Source organism: Mesorhizobium sp. CNPSo 4684, from assembly GCF_057784315.1.
In genome coordinates this window covers 1-17,943 of sequence record NZ_JBWLUX010000008.1, presented here as the reverse complement: position 1 = coordinate 17,943, position 17,943 = coordinate 1, and the positions used below count along the sequence as shown (strand labels likewise).

Here is a 17,943-nt window from a genome sequence, read left to right as displayed (position 1 = left end):
CCATGGCCGCATCCCTTAGCGAACTGTCGACCTATCTCGGCGAAAAGCTGCCGGGCCGTGTCAAAGATGCGGTGCTGGCCTATGGAGAGCTCGGCATTTCCGTCGAGCCCGGCGACCTGATCGAGGTGGCGACCTTCCTGCGCGACGATCCACGCTGCCAGTTCATCTCGATCATCGATGTCTGCGGCGCCGACTATCCGTCGCGGATCAAGCGCTTCGACGTCGTCTATCATCTGTTGTCGCCGAAGCAGAATTTGCGCATCCGCATCAAGGTCCAGGCCGACGAAGAGACGCTGGTGCCCTCGCTGACATCAGTCTATCCCGGCGCCGACTGGTTCGAGCGCGAGACCTACGATCTCTATGGCGTCCTATTCTCCGGCCATCCGGACCTGCGCCGCATCCTCACCGATTACGGCTTCGAGGGCCACCCGCTGCGCAAGGATTTCCCGCTGACCGGTTTCGTCGAAGTCCGCTACGACGACGAGGCCAAGCGCGTGATCTACGAGCCGGTGGAATTGAAGCAGGAATTCCGCAATTTCGATTTTCTTTCCCCGTGGGAAGGCACCGACTACGTGCTGCCCGGGGACGAAAAAGCCAAGACGAATTGAGGCGCCAGAATGGCCGAAACCTCCGTCCGCAATTTTAACATCAATTTTGGACCTCAACACCCTGCAGCGCATGGTGTTTTGCGCCTGGTGCTTGAGCTGGACGGCGAAGTGGTCGATCGCGTCGATCCGCATATCGGCCTGCTGCATCGCGGCACCGAAAAGCTGATCGAGCACAAGACTTATCTGCAGGCAGTGCCTTATCTCGACCGGCTCGATTATTGCGCGCCGATGAACCAGGAACATGCTTTCGCGCTCGCCGCCGAGCGGCTGCTCGGCATCGAAGTGCCGAAGCGCGGGCAGCTGATCCGCGTGCTCTATTGCGAGATCGGCCGCATCATGTCGCATATCCTCAATGTGACGACGCAGGCGCTCGACATCGGCGCGCTGACGCCGCCGCTTTGGGGCTTCGTCGAACGTGAAAAGCTGATGGTGTTTTATGAGCGGGCTTCCGGCTCGCGCATGCATGCCGCCTATTTCCGCCCCGGCGGCGTGCACCAGGACCTGCCGGCGAAGCTGGTCGAGGACATCGGCAAGTGGATCGATCCGTTCCTGAAGTCGCTCGACGATCTCGACAAGCTGCTTACCGGCAACCGCATCTTCAAGCAGCGCAATGTCGATATCGGCACGGTGTCGCTGGCCGATGCCTGGGCCTGGGGTTTTTCCGGCGTCATGGTGCGCGGCTCGGGTGCTGCCTGGGATTTGCGCAAGTCGCAGCCCTATGAATGCTATCCCGAGATGGATTTCGACATCCCGATCGGCAAGAACGGCGACTGCTACGACCGTTATCTGGTGCGCATGGAAGAGATGCGCCAGTCGGCCAAGATCATGCGCCAGTGCGTCGATCTGTTGCTCGGCAAGGAAAGCACCGGCCCGGTATCGAACCTCGACGGCAAGGTGGTGCCGCCCAAGCGCCAGGCGATGAAGCGCTCGATGGAAGCGCTGATCCACCACTTCAAGCTCTACACCGAAGGCTATCGCGTGCCGGCCGGCGAGGTTTATGCGGCTGTCGAAGCGCCAAAGGGCGAGTTCGGCGTCTATCTCGTCTCCGACGGCACCAACAAGCCGTACCGCTGCAAGCTGCGCGCGCCGGGCTTCGCGCATCTGCAGGCCATGGATTTCCTCTGCCGTGGCCACATGCTGGCCGACGTCACCGCCGTTCTCGGCTCCCTCGACATCGTGTTTGGTGAGGTCGATCGCTAAATGTCAGTTCGCCGTCTCGCAGAAGCCAGCGTCCAGCCAGCCTCCTTCGCCTTCAACCGGGCGAATGCGGCAGCGGCCAAGCAATGGATCAAGAAATATCCGAAGGGTCGCGAGCAGTCGGCGATCATTCCCTTGCTGATGATCGCGCAGGAGCAGGAAGGCTGGGTCACCAAGGCGGCGATCGAGACTATTTCCGACATGCTCGGCATGCCGCGCATCCGTGGGCTTGAGGTTGCGACCTTCTACACGCAGTACCAGCTCAATCCGGTCGGCACGCGCGCGCATATCCAGGTCTGTGGCACCACGCCCTGCATGCTGCGCGGCTCGGAAGCGCTGATGGATGTGTGCCGCTCCAAAATCCACCACGACCAGTTCCACACCAACGACAAGGGCACGCTGTCGTGGGAGGAGGTCGAGTGCCTCGGCGCCTGCGTCAACGCGCCGATGGTGATGGTCTTCAAGGATACGTTCGAGGATTTGACGCCGGAGCGGCTCGCTGAAATCATCGATCTCTACGATGCGGGCAAGGGTGCCACGGTTCCCACAGGACCGCAGAATGGCCGCACCGGCTCGGAGCCGGCCCCCGGCCTGACGACGCTGAAGAGCGAAAAGGCGATCCTCAAGGCGACGCGCGACAAGGAAGCCAAAGCGGCGACCAAGGCTGCCAAAGCGGCGCCAGCCGCAGTTGCGCCGGCCGCTACGGTTTCGCAGGCGGCGGCCGCAGCGCCAGTTGCGCCGTCCAAGGCCGGCAAGCCAAAGACCGATGCTCCAGAGACCAGTCCGGCTCTGAAGTCGCCATCGCCGGTCAAGGTCGCGCCCGAGGTGGAAAAAGCAGCGAGCGTTGCCGCACCGCTGCATTCGGCTGCCAATGCCAACCTGGCTGCGCCGGAAGTCGAGGAGGTCTCGAAACAGCGTAGCGGCCCCAGGAACAAAGCCGAGCCTACGACTGCCTTCAAGGCGCCGGAAGTCAAGATTCCAGCCGCCAAGCCGGCAAAACCGTCGCTCAAAGACAAGAACCGTCCCGCTGGCATCGACAGGCCGGTCGCAGTCGATGATCTCAAGCTGATCTCGGGCGTCGGTCCGAAGATCGAGGGCATCCTGCACACTCTGGGCATCTTCACCTTCGCGCAGGTCGCTTCGTGGAAGAAGGCCGAGCGCGACTGGATGGACGGCTATCTCGCCTTCAGTGGCCGCATCGACCGCGACGACTGGGTCGGCCAAGCCAAGGCGCTCGCCAAGGGCGGCGTCGCCGAATACATCCGCGTCTTCGGCAAGAAGCCGGTCTGAGGGACGAAACATGCTTCAGGATCAAGACCGCATCTTCAACAACATCTACGGCCTCTTCGACAAGTCGCTGGCCGGCGCCATGGCGCGCGGCGCTTGGGACAACACGCCCGGCATCATCGCCAAGGGGCGCGAGTGGATCGTCAACGAGATGAAGGCGTCGGGCCTGCGCGGCCGTGGCGGCGCCGGCTTCCCGACCGGGCTGAAATGGTCGTTCATGCCCAAGCAGAGCGACGGAAGGCCGAGCTATCTCGTTGTTAATGCCGACGAATCCGAGCCCGGCACGTGCAAGGACCGCGACATATTGCGCAACGATCCGCACACGCTGGTCGAGGGCTCGTTCATTGCCGGCTTCGCCATGGGCGCGGTCGCCGCCTACATCTATGTGCGCGGCGAGTTCGTCAGGGAGCGCGAGGCGCTGCAGCGCGCCATCGACGAGGCCTATGAGGCCAAGCTGATCGGCAAGAACAACACGTCCGGCTACGATTTCGACATCTACATGCATCACGGCGCCGGCGCCTACATCTGCGGCGAGGAGACAGCGCTGCTCGAAAGCCTCGAAGGCAAGAAGGGCCAGCCGCGGCTGAAGCCGCCATTCCCGGCCAATGTCGGCTTGTACGGTTGTCCGACAACCGTGAACAATGTCGAGTCGATCGCGGTGGCGCCGACCATTCTGCGCCGTGGTGCGGCCTGGTTCTCGTCCTTCGGCCGGCCCAACAATGTCGGCACCAAGCTGTTTTGCATCTCCGGTCACGTCAACAATCCGTGCACCGTCGAAGAGGCGATGTCGATCCCGTTCCGCGAGCTGATCGAGACGCATTGCGGCGGCATTCGCGGCGGCTGGGACAATCTGCTTGCGGTCATTCCGGGTGGCGCTTCAGTGCCGCTGGTGCCGGCCGAACAGATCATCGATGCGCCGATGGATTTCGACGCGCTTCGCGACCTCAAATCGGGCCTCGGCACAGCAGCTGTCATCGTCATGGACAAGTCGACCGATATCGTGAAGGCGATCGCCCGGCTTTCCTATTTCTACAAGCATGAAAGCTGCGGCCAGTGCACGCCGTGCCGCGAAGGCACCGGCTGGATGTGGCGGGTGATGGAACGGCTGGTGCGCGGCGAGGCGCAGAAGCGCGAGATCGACATGCTGCTCGACGTCACCAAGCAGGTGGAAGGCCATACGATCTGCGCGCTGGGCGACGCGGCGGCATGGCCGATCCAGGGGCTGATGCGGCATTTCCGCGGCGAGGTGGAGCGGCGCATCGACGAGTTTTCGCGCAACGCGCACCGGGCCGAGCCGGTGATGGTGGCGGCGGAATAGATTTGAAATACGGGCGCAAGCCCGGGACTGACATATCGGGGCGGGGCAGACGAAGAAACGACCAGGAGATTTCTATGGCGCCGTATTCGAACCCTTTGATGCCCAAATTGGATGAATTTGAGAAAATGAACCGCGACCTGACCAGAATGATGCCGAAGGAGATGGCCAGCGCCGTCAACCTTCTCGCGCATCCTGTGGCCGGTGCCGCCGCCATGTCGGCGCTTGGCTTTGGCCTCGCCAACCATGCCTTTGGCGTGTGGCTTGGCGCATGGTCGGGTGCTGTCGAGACATCACAGCGGATTTTCCAGCCGATCATCGACGATTTCGAGCAGCGCGCCGAGCGTTATTCGGAGACAGCCCCCGCCACCAAGGCGCGCGCGGCGACCAAAACCCTGATCGCCGAGGCGCAGACTTTTGCGCAGGACGTGACCGATATTGCCGCCCGCACCGCCGATGCCGAGCCGGAGAAGGCGGATCCGGTCGCCGAAGACGCGACGACTGGATTGATGCCGGAGGATTTCAGGCAGCCCAAGACGATAGCGCGTCCGTCCAAGCCGTCTGATCTCAAGGCGATAGCGGGCGTCGGGCCGAAGCTGGAAAAGGTGCTGAACGGCCTCGGCATCTGGACCTTTGCCCAGATCGCCGCATGGACGCCGGAAGAGATCGCCTGGATCGAGGATTACCTGTCGCTCAAGGGCCGCGTCGGCCGCGACGAGTGGACCCGCCAGGCGGCGGCGCTGACGCTCGCCGCCAAGGCGAAGAGGTAAGGGGGCAAGCATGGATGTCCACGACAGGAGCGAAGTTCTCGATGTGCGCAATGCCATCGTCAGCGACTCCAGATTTGACGATGTGAACCTGTCGAACACGCAGTTTCACAACGTCAACCTGTCGGCCGTCCTGGTGGAAGACGCGAACCTCTCGAACGCGTGTTTCAGCGATGTGAATATGAGCAATTTGAAGATAGAAAACGCTGAACTCGCCGGCATGATGATCAATGGCATCAAGTTGAGCGATCTGTTTCAGGCATATGAGACGGCGCAGACCGCCGGGGGCAATTGATGGCAAAGCTCAAGGTCGACGGGAAAGAGATCACTGTACCCGACCACTATACGCTGCTGCAGGCGGCCGAGGACGCCGGCGCGGAAGTGCCGCGCTTCTGCTTCCATGAGCGGCTGTCGATCGCCGGCAATTGCCGCATGTGCCTGATCGAGGTGAAGGGCGGGCCGCCCAAGCCGCAGGCTTCCTGCGCCATGGGCGTGCGCGACCTGCGCCCCGGCCCGAACGGCGAGCCGCCGGAAATCTTCACCAACACGCCGATGGTCAAGAAGGCCCGGGAAGGCGTGATGGAGTTCCTGCTGATCAACCATCCGCTGGATTGCCCGATCTGCGACCAGGGCGGCGAGTGCGACCTGCAGGACCAGGCAATGGCCTTCGGCGTCGATTCCTCGCGCTATCACGAGAACAAGCGCGCGGTCGAAGACAAGTATATCGGCCCGCTGGTCAAGACGGTGATGAACCGCTGCATCCACTGCACGCGCTGCGTCCGCTTCACCACGGAAGTCGCCGGCATTTCCGAGCTCGGCCTGATCGGCCGCGGCGAGGACGCCGAGATCACCACCTATCTCGAAAGCGCGATGACCTCGGAGTTGCAGGGCAATGTCATCGATCTCTGCCCGGTCGGCGCGCTGACCTCGAAGCCTTTCGCCTTCCAGGCGCGGCCGTGGGAGCTGACCAAGACCGAATCCATCGACGTCATGGACGCCGTCGGCTCGGCGATCCGCGTTGATAGCCGCGGCCGGGAAGTGATGCGCATCCTGCCGCGCGTCAACGAAGCGGTGAACGAGGAGTGGATTTCCGACAAGACCCGCTTCATCTGGGATGGGCTGCGCACGCAGCGCCTCGACCGCCCCTATGTGCGCAAGGACGGCAAGCTTGCTCCCGCCAGCTGGGCCGAGGCCTTCGCGGCGATCAAGGATGCGGTGTCGAGGGCTGCGCCGGAGAAGATCGGCGCCATTGCCGGCGATCTCGCGGCGGTTGAGGAAATCTACGCGCTGAAGCAGCTTATGGCTGCGCTGGGCTCGAAGAACATCGACTGCCGCCAGGATGGCGCCGCACTCGATCCGGCGCTTGGCCGCGCCAGCTACATCTTCAATCCGACCATCGAGGGCATCGAGCAGGCCGATGCGGTGCTGATCATCGGCGCCAATCCGCGCTTCGAAGCGTCGGTGCTCAACGCCCGCATCCGCAAGCGCTGGCGCATCGGCAATCTGCCGGTCGGCGTCATCGGCGAGGTTGGCGACACACGCTACGATTACGAACAGCTCGGCGCCGGCCCGGAATCGCTGAAGGATCTGGCCGACGGCAATGGCAAGTTCTTCCAGGTGCTGAAGAAGGCGACGCATCCGCTGATCATTGTCGGTCAGGGCGCGCTCGCGCGCGCCGACGGCGCTGCGGTCCTCGGCCAGGCAGCAAAGCTCGCCGCTGCCGTCAACGCTGCCCGCGCCGACTGGAACGGCTTTGCGGTACTGCACAATGCGGCCGGCCGCGTCGGCGGCCTCGATGTCGGCTTCGTGCCGGGCGAGGGAGGCAAGAATGTCGCCGGCATGCTCGGCGACAGCGACGTGCTGTTCCTGCTCGGCGCCGACGAGATCGACATGGGCAAGACCGGCGGGGCCTTCGTCGTCTATATCGGCACCCATGGCGACGCCGGCGCGCACCGCGCCAACGTCATCCTGCCGGGCGCTGCCTACACCGAAAAGTCGGGCACCTATGTCAACACCGAGGGACGCGTGCAGCAAACCAACCGCGCCGGCTTCGCGCCGGGCGATGCGCGCGAGGACTGGGCGATTCTCAGGGCACTGTCGGATGTGCTCGGCAAGAAGCTGCCGTTCGATTCGCTGCAGCAGCTGCGCGCCAAGCTCTATGGCGAATACCCGCATCTCGCCCGCATCGATCATGTCGAGGCCGGTAACGCCGACGACATCGCCAAGGTGGCGAAGCTCGGCGGGCGGCTGAACAAGGGCACTTTCACCTCGCCGGTCACGGACTTCTATCTGACCAACCCGATCGCGCGGGCGTCGGCCGTAATGGCTGAGTGCTCGGCGCTGGCGAAAAACGGCTTCAGGCAGGCGGCAGAGTAGACATGGACACTTTCTTCTCCTTCTACGTGCTGCCGACGCTGATCATCCTCTTGAAGTCGGTCGTGCTGATCGTCGTTTTGCTGATCGGGGTCGCCTACCTGCTTTACGCCGACCGCAAGATCTGGGCGGCGGTGCAGCTGCGCCGCGGCCCGAACGTCGTCGGCCCATGGGGCACGCTGCAGGCTTTCGCCGATCTGTTGAAGTTCGTCTTCAAGGAGCCGGTCATTCCATCCGGCGCCAACAAGGGCGTGTTCCTGCTGGCGCCGCTGGTGTCGGCGGTGCTGGCGATCTCTGCCTGGGCGGTTATTCCCGTCCATGCCGGCTGGGCAATCGCCAACATCAATGTCGGCATCCTCTACGTCTTCGCTATCTCCTCGCTCGAGGTCTATGGCGTCATCATGGGCGGCTGGGCGTCCAATTCGAAATACCCGTTCCTCGGTGCGCTGCGCTCGGCGGCGCAGATGGTGTCCTACGAAGTCTCGATCGGCTTCGTCATCGTCACCGTGCTGCTTTGCGTCGGCTCGCTCAACCTGTCGGACATCGTGATGTCGCAGCAAGACGGGCTGGGCACCAGGCTTGGCCTGCCCAACAGCTTCCTCGACTGGCACTGGCTGGCGCTGTTCCCGATGTTCGTCATCTTTTTCATCTCGGCGCTGGCCGAGACGAACCGCCCGCCCTTCGATCTGGTGGAAGCCGAGTCGGAACTCGTCGCCGGCCATATGGTCGAATACTCCTCGACGCCGTTCCTTTTGTTCTTCCTCGGCGAATATGTCGCCGTGGTGCTGATGTGCGCGCTGGCCACCATCCTATTCCTCGGCGGCTGGCTGCCACCCTTCGATTTCGCGCCCTTCACCTGGGTGCCCGGCGTGATCTGGTTCGTGCTCAAGATCTGCCTGATGTTCTTCATGTTCTCGATGGTGAAGGCTTTCGTGCCGCGCTACCGCTACGACCAGCTGATGCGCCTGGGCTGGAAAGTCTTCCTGCCGATCTCGCTGGCGATGGTGGTGATCGTCGCCGCCTTTCTCAAGATCACGGGGTTTGCGTGATGTCCGCTCTTGGCCAAGCCGCCAAATCGCTGCTGCTGCAGGATTTCGTCAGCGCCTTCTTCCTGTCGATGCGCCAGTTCTTCGCGCCGAAGGAGACGATCAACTATCCGCACGAGAAGGGGCCGGTCAGCCCGCGCTTCCGGGGCGAGCATGCGCTGCGCCGCTATCCCAATGGCGAGGAACGCTGCATTGCCTGCAAGCTGTGCGAAGCGATCTGTCCGGCGCAGGCGATCACCATCGAGGCCGGCCCGCGCCGCAATGACGGCACGCGCCGTACCGTGCGCTACGACATCGACATGGTGAAGTGCATCTATTGCGGCTTCTGCCAGGAAGCCTGCCCGGTCGACGCTATCGTCGAGGGACCGAATTTCGAATTCGCGACGGAGACGCGCGAGGAGCTTTACTATGACAAGGACAGGCTGCTGGCGAATGGCGACCGGTGGGAGCGCGAACTGGCGCGCAACATCTCGCTGGACTCGCCCTACCGCTGACATTTGACGCATGGACGGGGCGAGGGGCCTCGTCTAAGGACAACGCAACTTGCCGGCCGGAGGCGGTCGCAAACATCGAACAGGACGGATGTCCTGTTTCGGACAGGAACCCGGGGATCCCCAATGCTGAGTGGACTAGAGGCGGCCTTTTTCTACCTCTTCGCCTTTGTCGCGGTGGCGTCGGCCTTCATGGTCATTTCGGCGCGTAACCCTGTGCATTCCGTGCTGTTCCTGATCCTGACCTTCTTCAACGCTGCCGGCCTGTTCATGCTGACCGGCGCCGAGTTCCTGGCGATGATCCTGCTCGTCGTCTATGTCGGCGCCGTGATGGTGCTGTTCCTGTTCGTCGTCATGATGCTCGATGTCGACTTCGCCGAGATGAAGGAGGGCGCTCTGCAATATGCGCCGATCGGCGCGATGGTCGGGCTGATCCTGGCGGCGGAGCTGATCGTGGTGCTTGGCGGTTACACATTCGCGCCGCAGCTGGCGTCGACGGTCTCAAAGCCGATCCCGGACCTCGCCGCACGGACCAACACCGCCGCCCTCGGCGACATCCTCTATACCGACTATCTCTACTACTTCCAGATTTCGGGCCTCATCCTGCTGGTCGCCATGATCGGCGCGATCGTCTTGACGCTGCGCCACAAGGAAGGGGTCAAGCGGCAGTCGATCGCAGCCCAGGTTGGCCGCACGCCGGCGACGGGCATGGAAATCCGCAAGGTCAAGTCGGGCGAGGGGCTCTGAGATGGTCGTCGGCATCGCACATTACCTCACCGTCTCGGCGATCCTGTTCACGCTCGGCGTGTTCGGCATCTTCCTGAACCGCCGCAACATCATCGTCATCCTGATGTCGATCGAGTTGATCCTTTTGGCGGTCAACATCAATTTCGTCGCCTTCTCGGCCGCACTCGGCGATCTCGTCGGACAGGTGTTTGCGCTGTTCGTGCTGACGGTCGCGGCCGCTGAAGCGGCCATCGGTCTTGCCATTCTTGTCGTCTTCTTCCGCAACCGCGGCTCGATCGCGGTCGAAGACGTGAACCAGATGAAGGGTTGACGAGGCAGTTATGTATCAAGCGATCGTCTTCCTTCCGCTGCTGGGCTTCCTGATTGTCGGCCTGTTCGGCAATTCGCTCGGCGCCAAGGCATCGGAATACATCACCTCGGGCTTCCTGGTGATTTCAGCCGTGCTGTCCTGGGTCGCCTTCTTCTCCGTCGGCTTCGGCGAGGGCGAGGTGTTCACCGTGCCGGTGCTGCGCTGGATCCAGTCGGGCGGGCTGGACGCCTCCTGGGCGCTCAGGATCGACACGCTGACGGTGGTCATGCTTGTGGTCGTCAACACGGTGTCCGCGCTGGTTCACATCTATTCGATCGGCTACATGCACCACGACCCGAACCGGCCGCGCTTCTTTGCCTATCTGTCGCTGTTCACCTTCGCCATGCTGATGCTGGTGACGGCCGACAATCTGGTGCAGATGTTCTTCGGCTGGGAGGGCGTCGGTCTCGCTTCCTACCTGCTGATTGGCTTCTGGTACAAGAAGCCGTCGGCCAATGCCGCGGCCATCAAGGCCTTCATCGTCAACCGCGTCGGCGATTTCGGCTTCGCGCTGGGCATTTTCGGCGTCTTCGTTTTGTTCGGCTCGGTCAATCTCGGCACCATCTTCGCCAATGCCGCGACGTTCATTCCGACCGAAGGCGCTGAGCACGGTGCTGCCGTTCTCACCTTCCTTGGCTACGCGCTCGACAAGCACTCGGCCATGACCATCGTCTGCCTGCTGCTGTTCATGGGCGCTATGGGCAAGTCGGCGCAGGTGCCGCTGCACACCTGGCTGCCGGACGCCATGGAAGGCCCGACGCCGGTCTCCGCCCTCATCCATGCCGCCACAATGGTCACGGCCGGCGTGTTCATGCTGGCGCGCCTGTCGCCGCTGTTCGAGCTGTCGCATTCGGCGCTGACGGTGGTCACCTTTATCGGCGCCTTCACCGCCTTCTTCGCGGCGACCGTTGGCCTGGTGCAGAACGACATCAAGCGCGTCATCGCCTATTCGACCTGCTCGCAGCTCGGCTACATGTTCGTCGCGCTCGGCGTCGGCGCCTATGGCGCCGCCATCTTCCATCTGTTCACGCACGCCTTCTTCAAGGCGCTGCTGTTCCTCGGTTCGGGCTCGGTCATCCATGCCGTCTCCGACGAACAGGACATGCGCAAGATGGGAGGCCTGCGGAAGCTCATTCCGAAGACCTACTGGATGATGGTGATCGGCACGCTGGCGCTGACCGGCGTCGGCATTCCGGTGACCGTCATCGGCACCGCCGGCTTCTTCTCCAAGGATGCCATCATCGAGGCTGCCTTTGCCGGGCACAATTCGGTTGCCGGCCTCGCCTTCATCCTCCTGGTCATCGCCGCCTGCTTCACCTCGTTCTATTCCTGGCGGCTGATCTTCATGACCTTCCACGGTGAGCCGCGGGCGAGCCACGACGTCATGCACCATGTCCATGAATCACCGCCGGTGATGCTGGTGCCGCTGTTCATCCTGGCCGCGGGTGCGCTGTTTGCCGGCATCATCTTCCATGGCGCCTTCATCGGCGAGGGCTATGCCGAGTTCTGGAAGGCGTCGCTGTTCACGCTGCCGGACAACCACATCCTGCACGATATCCACGAATTGCCGCTGTGGGTCGAGCTGGCACCGTTCGTCGCCATGGTCATCGGCTTTGCCGTCGCCTGGAAGTTCTACATACGCTCGCCGGAACTGCCCCGGAGTGTCGCCGCCAACCATCGCCTGCTCTATGCCTTCCTGCTCAACAAGTGGTATTTCGACGAGCTCTACGACGTCCTGTTCGTGCGGCCGGCCAAGGCGCTGGGCAGGTTCCTGTGGAAGACCGGCGACGGCACCATCATCGACGGGCTCGGGCCGGACGGCGTTTCGGCGCGCGTCGTCGACGTCACCAACCGCGTCGTCAAGCTGCAGACCGGCTACCTCTATCACTACGCCTTCGCCATGCTGATCGGCGTGGCCGCACTCGTCACCTGGATGATGCTCTGATGACCGCCTGGCCAATCCTCTCGCTGGTCACCTTCCTGCCGCTGGTTGGTGTGCTGCTGATCCTGTTCATCAGGGACGACAGCGAAAACGCACGCCGCAATATCCGCGCCATCGCGTTCATCACTACCGCGGCCACCTTCATCATCTCGCTGTTCATCTGGACCGGCTTCGACAATTCGCAGGCCGGCTTCCAGTTCGTCGAGAAGTTCGCCTGGCTGGATTCCGGCATTTCCTACCATATGGGCGTCGACGGCATTTCGATGCTGTTCGTCATCCTGACGACGTTCCTGATGCCGCTCTGCATCCTGGCGTCGTGGGAAGCGATCGACAAGCGCGTCAAGGCCTACATGATCGCCTTCCTGCTCCTGGAAACGCTGATGATCGGCGTGTTCTGCGCGCTCGACATCGTGCTGTTCTACGTCTTCTTTGAAGCCGGCCTGATCCCGATGTTCATCATTATCGGCGTCTGGGGCGGCAAGCGCCGCGTCTATGCCTCGTTCAAGTTCTTCCTCTATACGCTGGCCGGCTCGGTGCTGATGCTGCTCGCCGTCATGGCGATGTTCTTCCAGTCCGGCACCACCGACATCCCGACGCTTTTGACCCACAATTTCCCGGCCAGCATGCAGACATGGCTATGGCTCGCCTTCTTCGCTTCTTTCGCCGTGAAGATGCCGATGTGGCCGGTGCACACCTGGCTACCGGACGCGCACGTCGAGGCGCCGACGGCGGGCTCGGTGATCCTGGCTGCCATCCTGCTCAAAATGGGCGGATACGGCTTCCTGCGCTTCTCGCTGCCGATGTTCCCGCTGGCGTCGGAGATGTTTGCGCCACTGGTGTTCACACTGTCGGTCGTCGCCATCATCTACACGTCGCTGGTGGCGCTGATGCAGGAGGACATGAAGAAGCTGATCGCCTATTCCTCGGTCGCCCATATGGGCTTCGTCACCATGGGCATCTTCGCCATGAACCAGGAAGGCGTGCAGGGCGCCATCTTCCAGATGCTCAGCCACGGCCTCGTGTCCGGCGCGCTGTTCCTGTGCGTCGGCGTCATCTACGACCGCATGCACACACGCGAGATCGACGCCTATGGCGGCCTGGTCAACAACATGCCGAAATACGCCACCGTGTTCATGGTCTTCACCATGGCCAATGTCGGCCTGCCCGGCACCTCAGGCTTCGTCGGCGAATTCCTGACCATGCTCGGCGTGTTCAAGGTCAACACCTGGGTGGCGTTCTTCGCCGCCACCGGCGTTATCCTGTCGGCGGCATACGCGCTCTGGCTCTACCGCCGGGTGATCTTCGGCGCGCTGACCAAGGAAAGCCTGAAGGGCCTGCTTGATCTCTCGACGCGCGAGAAGGCGATCATCTACCCGCTGGTCGTGCTGGTCATCTTCTTCGGCGTCTATCCCGCTCCCGTCTTCGATGCCACGGCCCAGTCGGTCAAGGCGCTCGTCACCAATGTCACCGCATCCATCGGCGCCGCGCAGACCGCGGCGGCGAACTGACCAGAGGTTTTGCGAACCATGACGCCGGACCTTTATTCCAGCCTTTCACTCTCGACGCCGGAGCTGATCCTCGCCATCGGCGCGCTGGCGCTGTTGATGGTCGGCGCCTATTCGCGCGCCAACGCCGTCAACATGGTGACCGGCCTTGCCGTCGCCGTGCTGGTGATATCAGGCATATGGCTGGTCTTTTCCACGGGGCAGGGCAGCGCCTACGGCAACGCCTTTATCCAGGATCCTTTCTCCCGCTTCATGAAGGTGCTGTCGCTCGTTGGTTCGGCGGTAACGCTGGTGATGTCGATGCGCTTTGCCAAGCAGGAGCATTTCGACAAGTTCGAATACCCGGTGCTGATCCTGCTCTGCACGCTCGGCATGATGCTGATGATCTCGGCCAACGGCATGATCGGGCTCTATCTCGGCCTCGAACTGCAATCGCTGGCGATCTACGTGCTGGCGGCGATCAACCGCGACAATCTGCGCTCGACCGAGGCCGGCCTGAAGTACTTCGTGCTCGGCGCGCTGTCGTCGGGCATGCTGCTCTATGGCATCAGCCTGGTCTACGGCTACACCGGCAATGTCGGCTTCCAGGAAATTGCCTCCGCACTCGGCAGCGGCGAACGCCAGCTTGGCCTCGTCGTCGGCCTGGTCTTCGTGCTGGCCGGCCTCGCCTTCAAGATCTCGGCGGTGCCGTTCCATATGTGGACGCCGGATGTTTATGAGGGCGCACCGACGCCGGTCACCGCCTTCCTGGCGGCAGCCCCCAAGATGGCGGCGATGGCGCTGATCGTGCGCGTCACCATGGGCGCGTTCAAGCCGATCGCTGCCGACTGGCAGCAGATCGTCGTCTTCATCTCGATCGCCTCGATGGCGCTCGGCGCCTTTGCCGCCATCGGCCAGACCAACATCAAGCGACTGATGGCGTACTCCTCGATCGGCCATATGGGCTATGCGCTGGTCGGTCTTGCGGCCAACAGCGAGGCCGGTGTGCGCGGCGTCGCCATCTACATGCTGATCTATCTGGTGATGACGCTCGGCACCTTCGCCTTCATCCTCGCCATGCGGCGCAAGGAAGGCAATGTCGAGCAGATCAGCGATCTCGCCGGTCTCTCGTCGACCAACCCGATCATGGCGACGATCCTGACCATATTGATGTTCTCGCTGGCCGGCATCCCGCCGCTCGCCGGCTTCTGGGGGAAGTGGTACGTCTTCCTCGCCGCCATCAACGCCAATCTTTACGCGCTGGCGATCATCGGCGTGCTGGCTTCGGTCGTGGGCGCCTATTACTATCTGCGCATCATCAAGATCATGTGGTTCGACGAACCGGCGGGCGGCTTCGTGCCGATGGCCAGTGAACTGCGCCTCGTGCTCGGCGTCTCCGGCGCTTTCGTGCTGTTCTATGTGCTGATCGGCGGTCCGATCGCGACCTACGCCGAAGCCGCCGCCAAGACATTTTTCTGAGCGGGATGGCATTTCGGCTGGCTCCAACCTCTGAGACGGAAGGGTTCCGGCTCGAGGCCCATGACAGTATCGGCTCCACCAACACGGTGGCGCTGGACCATGCCAGGGCAGGTGACCCCGGCAAATTGTGGGTCGTTTCCAAAAAGCAGGAAAGCGGGCGCGGCCGGCGGGGTCGAGCCTGGGTATCGCCCGAAGGCAATCTGGCCGCGACTTTGCTCGTCATCACCGGCGGTGAGTTGCGTCTAGCGGCAACACTCGGCTTCGTCGCCGGCCTGTCGCTGGCGGACGCGCTCGACGCCGTCGTGCCGAAGGGCAGGATCGCCATCGGCCTCGACGGTGCCAATGAGGGCCGCAACCGCTTCGAGCTGAAATGGCCGAACGATGTGCTGGCCTCCGGCGCCAAGCTTGCCGGCATCCTGCTGGAATCGGCCATTCTCGACGGCGGCCGCTTCGCGGTGGCGGTCGGCATCGGCGTCAATGTGGTGGCGCATCCCACTGATATGCCGTATCCGGCGACATCGCTTCTGGCGCTTGGCGCGACATCCGATGCCGAAACGCTGTTTTTGGCGCTGTCCGATGCCTGGACCGACAATGCGCGGCTGTGGGACGAAGGACGCGGGCTCGATGCCATCCGGCGGCGCTGGCTGGCGCGCGCAGCGGGGCTTGGCGGCGAGGTTGCTGTCAGGATTGACGGGAATGTGGTGCGCGGTACCTTCGAGACCATTGACGCGGACTGCCGTTTCGTGATCCGCGATGACGAGGGGTCGGTTGTGACGGTAGCCGCCGGCGACGTGCATTTCGGCGCGGTCGCGTCGGCAAGAGTCTGATTGTTGTGCGCAATTCCTGTGGGAAAACCGTTACACACTTTTCCTGGAATTGTTTAAGGGGCTGGCCGCAAGGGCCGGGAAGGGAAAATTGATGGCGAAAGCGCAAAACGCCGAACTCGTCTTCGTGCCGCTCGGCGGCGTCGGCGAGATCGGCATGAACTTCGCCCTTTACGGCTACGGCCCGCCCAGTGCGCGCGAATGGATCGTCGTCGATGTCGGCGTGACCTTTCCCGATGCGGCGCATCCGGGCGTCGACCTGATCCTGCCTGATACGCGCTTCATCGAGGAGAACCTCGCCGGCCTGCGCGGCATCATCATCACCCATGCGCATGAAGACCATTACGGCGCGCTGCTCGACACCTGGCCAAAACTGAAGGCACCGGTGTGGATGACGCCGTTCAGCGCCGGCCTGCTGGACGCAAAGCGCCAGGGCGAGCAGGGCGCGCCGAAAATCCCGGTGACGATCTACCGGGCAGGCGAAAAATTCACCGTCGGTCCGTTCGAGATCGAGGCCATTCCGGTGGCGCATTCGATCCCCGAGCCGATGTCGCTGGCGATTACCTCGCCGGCCGGCACGGTCATCCATACCGGCGACTGGAAGATCGATCCGGAGCCGACGATCGGTCCCAAAACCGACGAGGCGCGTTTCCGCGCTTATGGCGACAAGGGCGTGCTGGCGCTGATCTGCGATTCCACCAATGCGTTGCGGGAAGGCGAATCGCCATCGGAAGTGGCGGTTGGCGAGGGTCTCAGGGGCGTCATCCAGAGTGCCGTCGGCCGCGTCGCCGTCACCACCTTCTCCTCCAATGTCGGGCGCATCGTCTCGATCGCCAAGGCGGCGCGCGATGCCGGCCGGCAGTGCCTGGTGCTCGGACGCTCGCTGAAGCGCGTCATCGATGTCGCCGGTGAACTCGGCTACATGGACGGGTTGCCCGAGTTCATCGCCGAAGAAGACTTCGGTTTCATCCCGCGCGAAAACCTGGTCATCATCTGCACCGGCAGCCAGGGCGAACCTCTGGCTGCACTGGCAAAACTGTCGCGCGAAGAGATGAAATCGGTGTCTCTGACGGCAGGCGACACGGTGGTGTTTTCCTCGCGCACCATCCCCGGCAACGAGAAGGCGATCCTCGAGATCAAGAACCGCCTGATCGACCTCGGCATCAAGATCATCGAGGACGGCGACGCGCTGGTGCATGTCTCCGGTCATCCGCGCCGCAGCGAATTGCGCAAGATGTATGAGTGGGTGCGGCCGCAAATCGGCGTTCCCGTGCATGGCGAGGCCGCGCATCTGGTGGCGCAGGGGTCGCTGATGTCGACCTCCGGTATCGGCCAGGTGGCGCAGGTGCGCGACGGCGACATGCTGCGGCTCGCTCCCGGTCCCGCCACCATCATCGACCAGGTGCCGTTCGGCCGCATCTACAAGGATGGCAGGCTGATCGGTACCGACCAGGCGATGGGCATACGCGACCGGCGCAAGTTGTCGTTCGCCGGCCATGTCGCGGTCAATGTCGTGCTCGACGACAAATATGAGCTTGCCGGCGATCCCGATCTGGTCGCCATCGGCGTCGCCGAGGCGGATGCCCGTGGCGAGAACATGGAAGATCTGATGCTCGACGCGGCCGTCGGCGCGGTGGACTCCATCCCGCGCCAGCGCCGCAAGGACCTCGATCTGGTGCAGGAAGCGGTGCGTCGCGCCGTGCGCGGCGCCGCCAACGAAGCCTGGGGCAAGAAGCCGTTGGTGACGGTGTTTGTCACGCGTTAGAGCGTTTCACCGTTTCACGGAAACGGCGAACCCGCTCTATCTCTTTATTTTGACGCAATTCCCAAGGGAAAGCGCTACGCGCTTTTCCCGGGAAAACCGCACACACTTTTCCTGGAATAGCTCTAGGCTGAATCGACATTCACCGCATCCATAGCATTGCGCAAGCGATCTGGACGAAGCTGAGGAAGTATAGGGCGCGCCGATCGTATCGGGTGGCTATGCGTCTGAAGTGCTTGAGCTTGTTGAAGCAGCGCTCGATCATGTTGCGC

Annotated in this window: 16 protein-coding genes; all 16 read left to right on the top strand. The window is 62.9% G+C overall.

Going from position 1 to position 17,943, the window contains the following annotated elements; translation table 11 throughout:
* The first annotated feature begins 2 nt into the window (after positions 1-2).
* Entirely contained in the window at positions 3-608 is a 606-nt protein-coding gene (locus tag AC04SG_RS08845; RefSeq protein WP_488550720.1) for an NADH-quinone oxidoreductase subunit C, read from the top strand.
* Positions 609-617: 9 nt separating this feature from the next.
* The gene (locus AC04SG_RS08840; RefSeq protein WP_488550719.1) at positions 618-1,808 is read left to right on the top strand and encodes an NADH-quinone oxidoreductase subunit D; all 1,191 of its coding nucleotides are present in this window, start codon (positions 618-620) and stop codon (positions 1,806-1,808) included.
* The gene (locus AC04SG_RS08835; RefSeq protein ID WP_488550718.1) at positions 1,809-3,095 is read left to right on the top strand and encodes an NADH-quinone oxidoreductase subunit E; all 1,287 of its coding nucleotides are present in this window, start codon (positions 1,809-1,811) and stop codon (positions 3,093-3,095) included.
* A 10-nt stretch (positions 3,096-3,105) separates the two neighbouring features.
* Complete coding sequence (nuoF, locus tag AC04SG_RS08830; protein ID WP_112565109.1) at positions 3,106-4,410, top strand: NADH-quinone oxidoreductase subunit NuoF; 1,305 nt, start codon at positions 3,106-3,108, stop codon at positions 4,408-4,410.
* Between the two features lie 74 nt (positions 4,411-4,484).
* Positions 4,485-5,177: an NADH-ubiquinone dehydrogenase gene (locus AC04SG_RS08825; RefSeq protein ID WP_488550717.1), complete on the top strand. Its 693-nt coding sequence runs from the start codon at positions 4,485-4,487 to the stop codon at positions 5,175-5,177.
* 10 nt (positions 5,178-5,187) lie between these two features.
* The gene (locus AC04SG_RS08820; RefSeq protein WP_488550716.1) at positions 5,188-5,469 is read left to right on the top strand and encodes a pentapeptide repeat-containing protein; all 282 of its coding nucleotides are present in this window, start codon (positions 5,188-5,190) and stop codon (positions 5,467-5,469) included.
* A complete protein-coding gene (gene nuoG, locus AC04SG_RS08815; protein WP_488550715.1) occupies positions 5,469-7,550 on the top strand; it encodes an NADH-quinone oxidoreductase subunit NuoG in 2,082 nt (693 codons plus the stop codon). The genes AC04SG_RS08820 and nuoG overlap by 1 nt, the downstream gene beginning before the upstream one ends.
* 2 nt (positions 7,551-7,552) lie before the next feature.
* Positions 7,553-8,596, top strand: coding sequence for an NADH-quinone oxidoreductase subunit NuoH (gene nuoH / locus AC04SG_RS08810; RefSeq protein ID WP_203278483.1), 1,044 nt, complete (start codon positions 7,553-7,555; stop codon positions 8,594-8,596).
* On the top strand, positions 8,596-9,087 hold the full coding sequence (gene nuoI, locus AC04SG_RS08805; protein WP_181055889.1) for an NADH-quinone oxidoreductase subunit NuoI: 492 nt from the start codon (positions 8,596-8,598) through the stop codon (positions 9,085-9,087). The genes nuoH and nuoI overlap by 1 nt, the downstream gene beginning before the upstream one ends.
* Positions 9,088-9,210: 123 nt before the next feature.
* On the top strand, positions 9,211-9,831 hold the full coding sequence (locus tag AC04SG_RS08800; RefSeq protein WP_352559278.1) for an NADH-quinone oxidoreductase subunit J: 621 nt from the start codon (positions 9,211-9,213) through the stop codon (positions 9,829-9,831).
* Position 9,832: 1 nt separating this feature from the next.
* Positions 9,833-10,141 (top strand): NADH-quinone oxidoreductase subunit NuoK, encoded by a 309-nt coding sequence (nuoK, locus tag AC04SG_RS08795; RefSeq protein WP_023670810.1) that lies wholly within the window; start codon positions 9,833-9,835, stop codon positions 10,139-10,141.
* A 10-nt stretch (positions 10,142-10,151) separates the two neighbouring features.
* Positions 10,152-12,125 carry an NADH-quinone oxidoreductase subunit L gene (nuoL, locus tag AC04SG_RS08790; RefSeq protein ID WP_488550714.1) on the top strand — a complete coding sequence of 658 codons (1,974 nt, stop codon included), beginning with the start codon at positions 10,152-10,154 and terminating at the stop codon, positions 12,123-12,125.
* A complete protein-coding gene (locus AC04SG_RS08785; RefSeq protein WP_488550713.1) occupies positions 12,125-13,630 on the top strand; it encodes an NADH-quinone oxidoreductase subunit M in 1,506 nt (501 codons plus the stop codon). The genes nuoL and AC04SG_RS08785 overlap by 1 nt, the downstream gene beginning before the upstream one ends.
* A gap of 18 nt (positions 13,631-13,648) precedes the next feature.
* A complete protein-coding gene (nuoN, locus tag AC04SG_RS08780; protein WP_488550712.1) occupies positions 13,649-15,085 on the top strand; it encodes an NADH-quinone oxidoreductase subunit NuoN in 1,437 nt (478 codons plus the stop codon).
* Between the two features lie 5 nt (positions 15,086-15,090).
* Positions 15,091-15,912 carry a biotin--[acetyl-CoA-carboxylase] ligase gene (locus AC04SG_RS08775; RefSeq protein ID WP_488550711.1) on the top strand — a complete coding sequence of 274 codons (822 nt, stop codon included), beginning with the start codon at positions 15,091-15,093 and terminating at the stop codon, positions 15,910-15,912.
* Between the two features lie 91 nt (positions 15,913-16,003).
* Entirely contained in the window at positions 16,004-17,674 is a 1,671-nt protein-coding gene (locus AC04SG_RS08770; RefSeq protein ID WP_192257634.1) for a ribonuclease J, read from the top strand.
* The last annotated feature ends 269 nt before the right edge of the window (positions 17,675-17,943 follow it).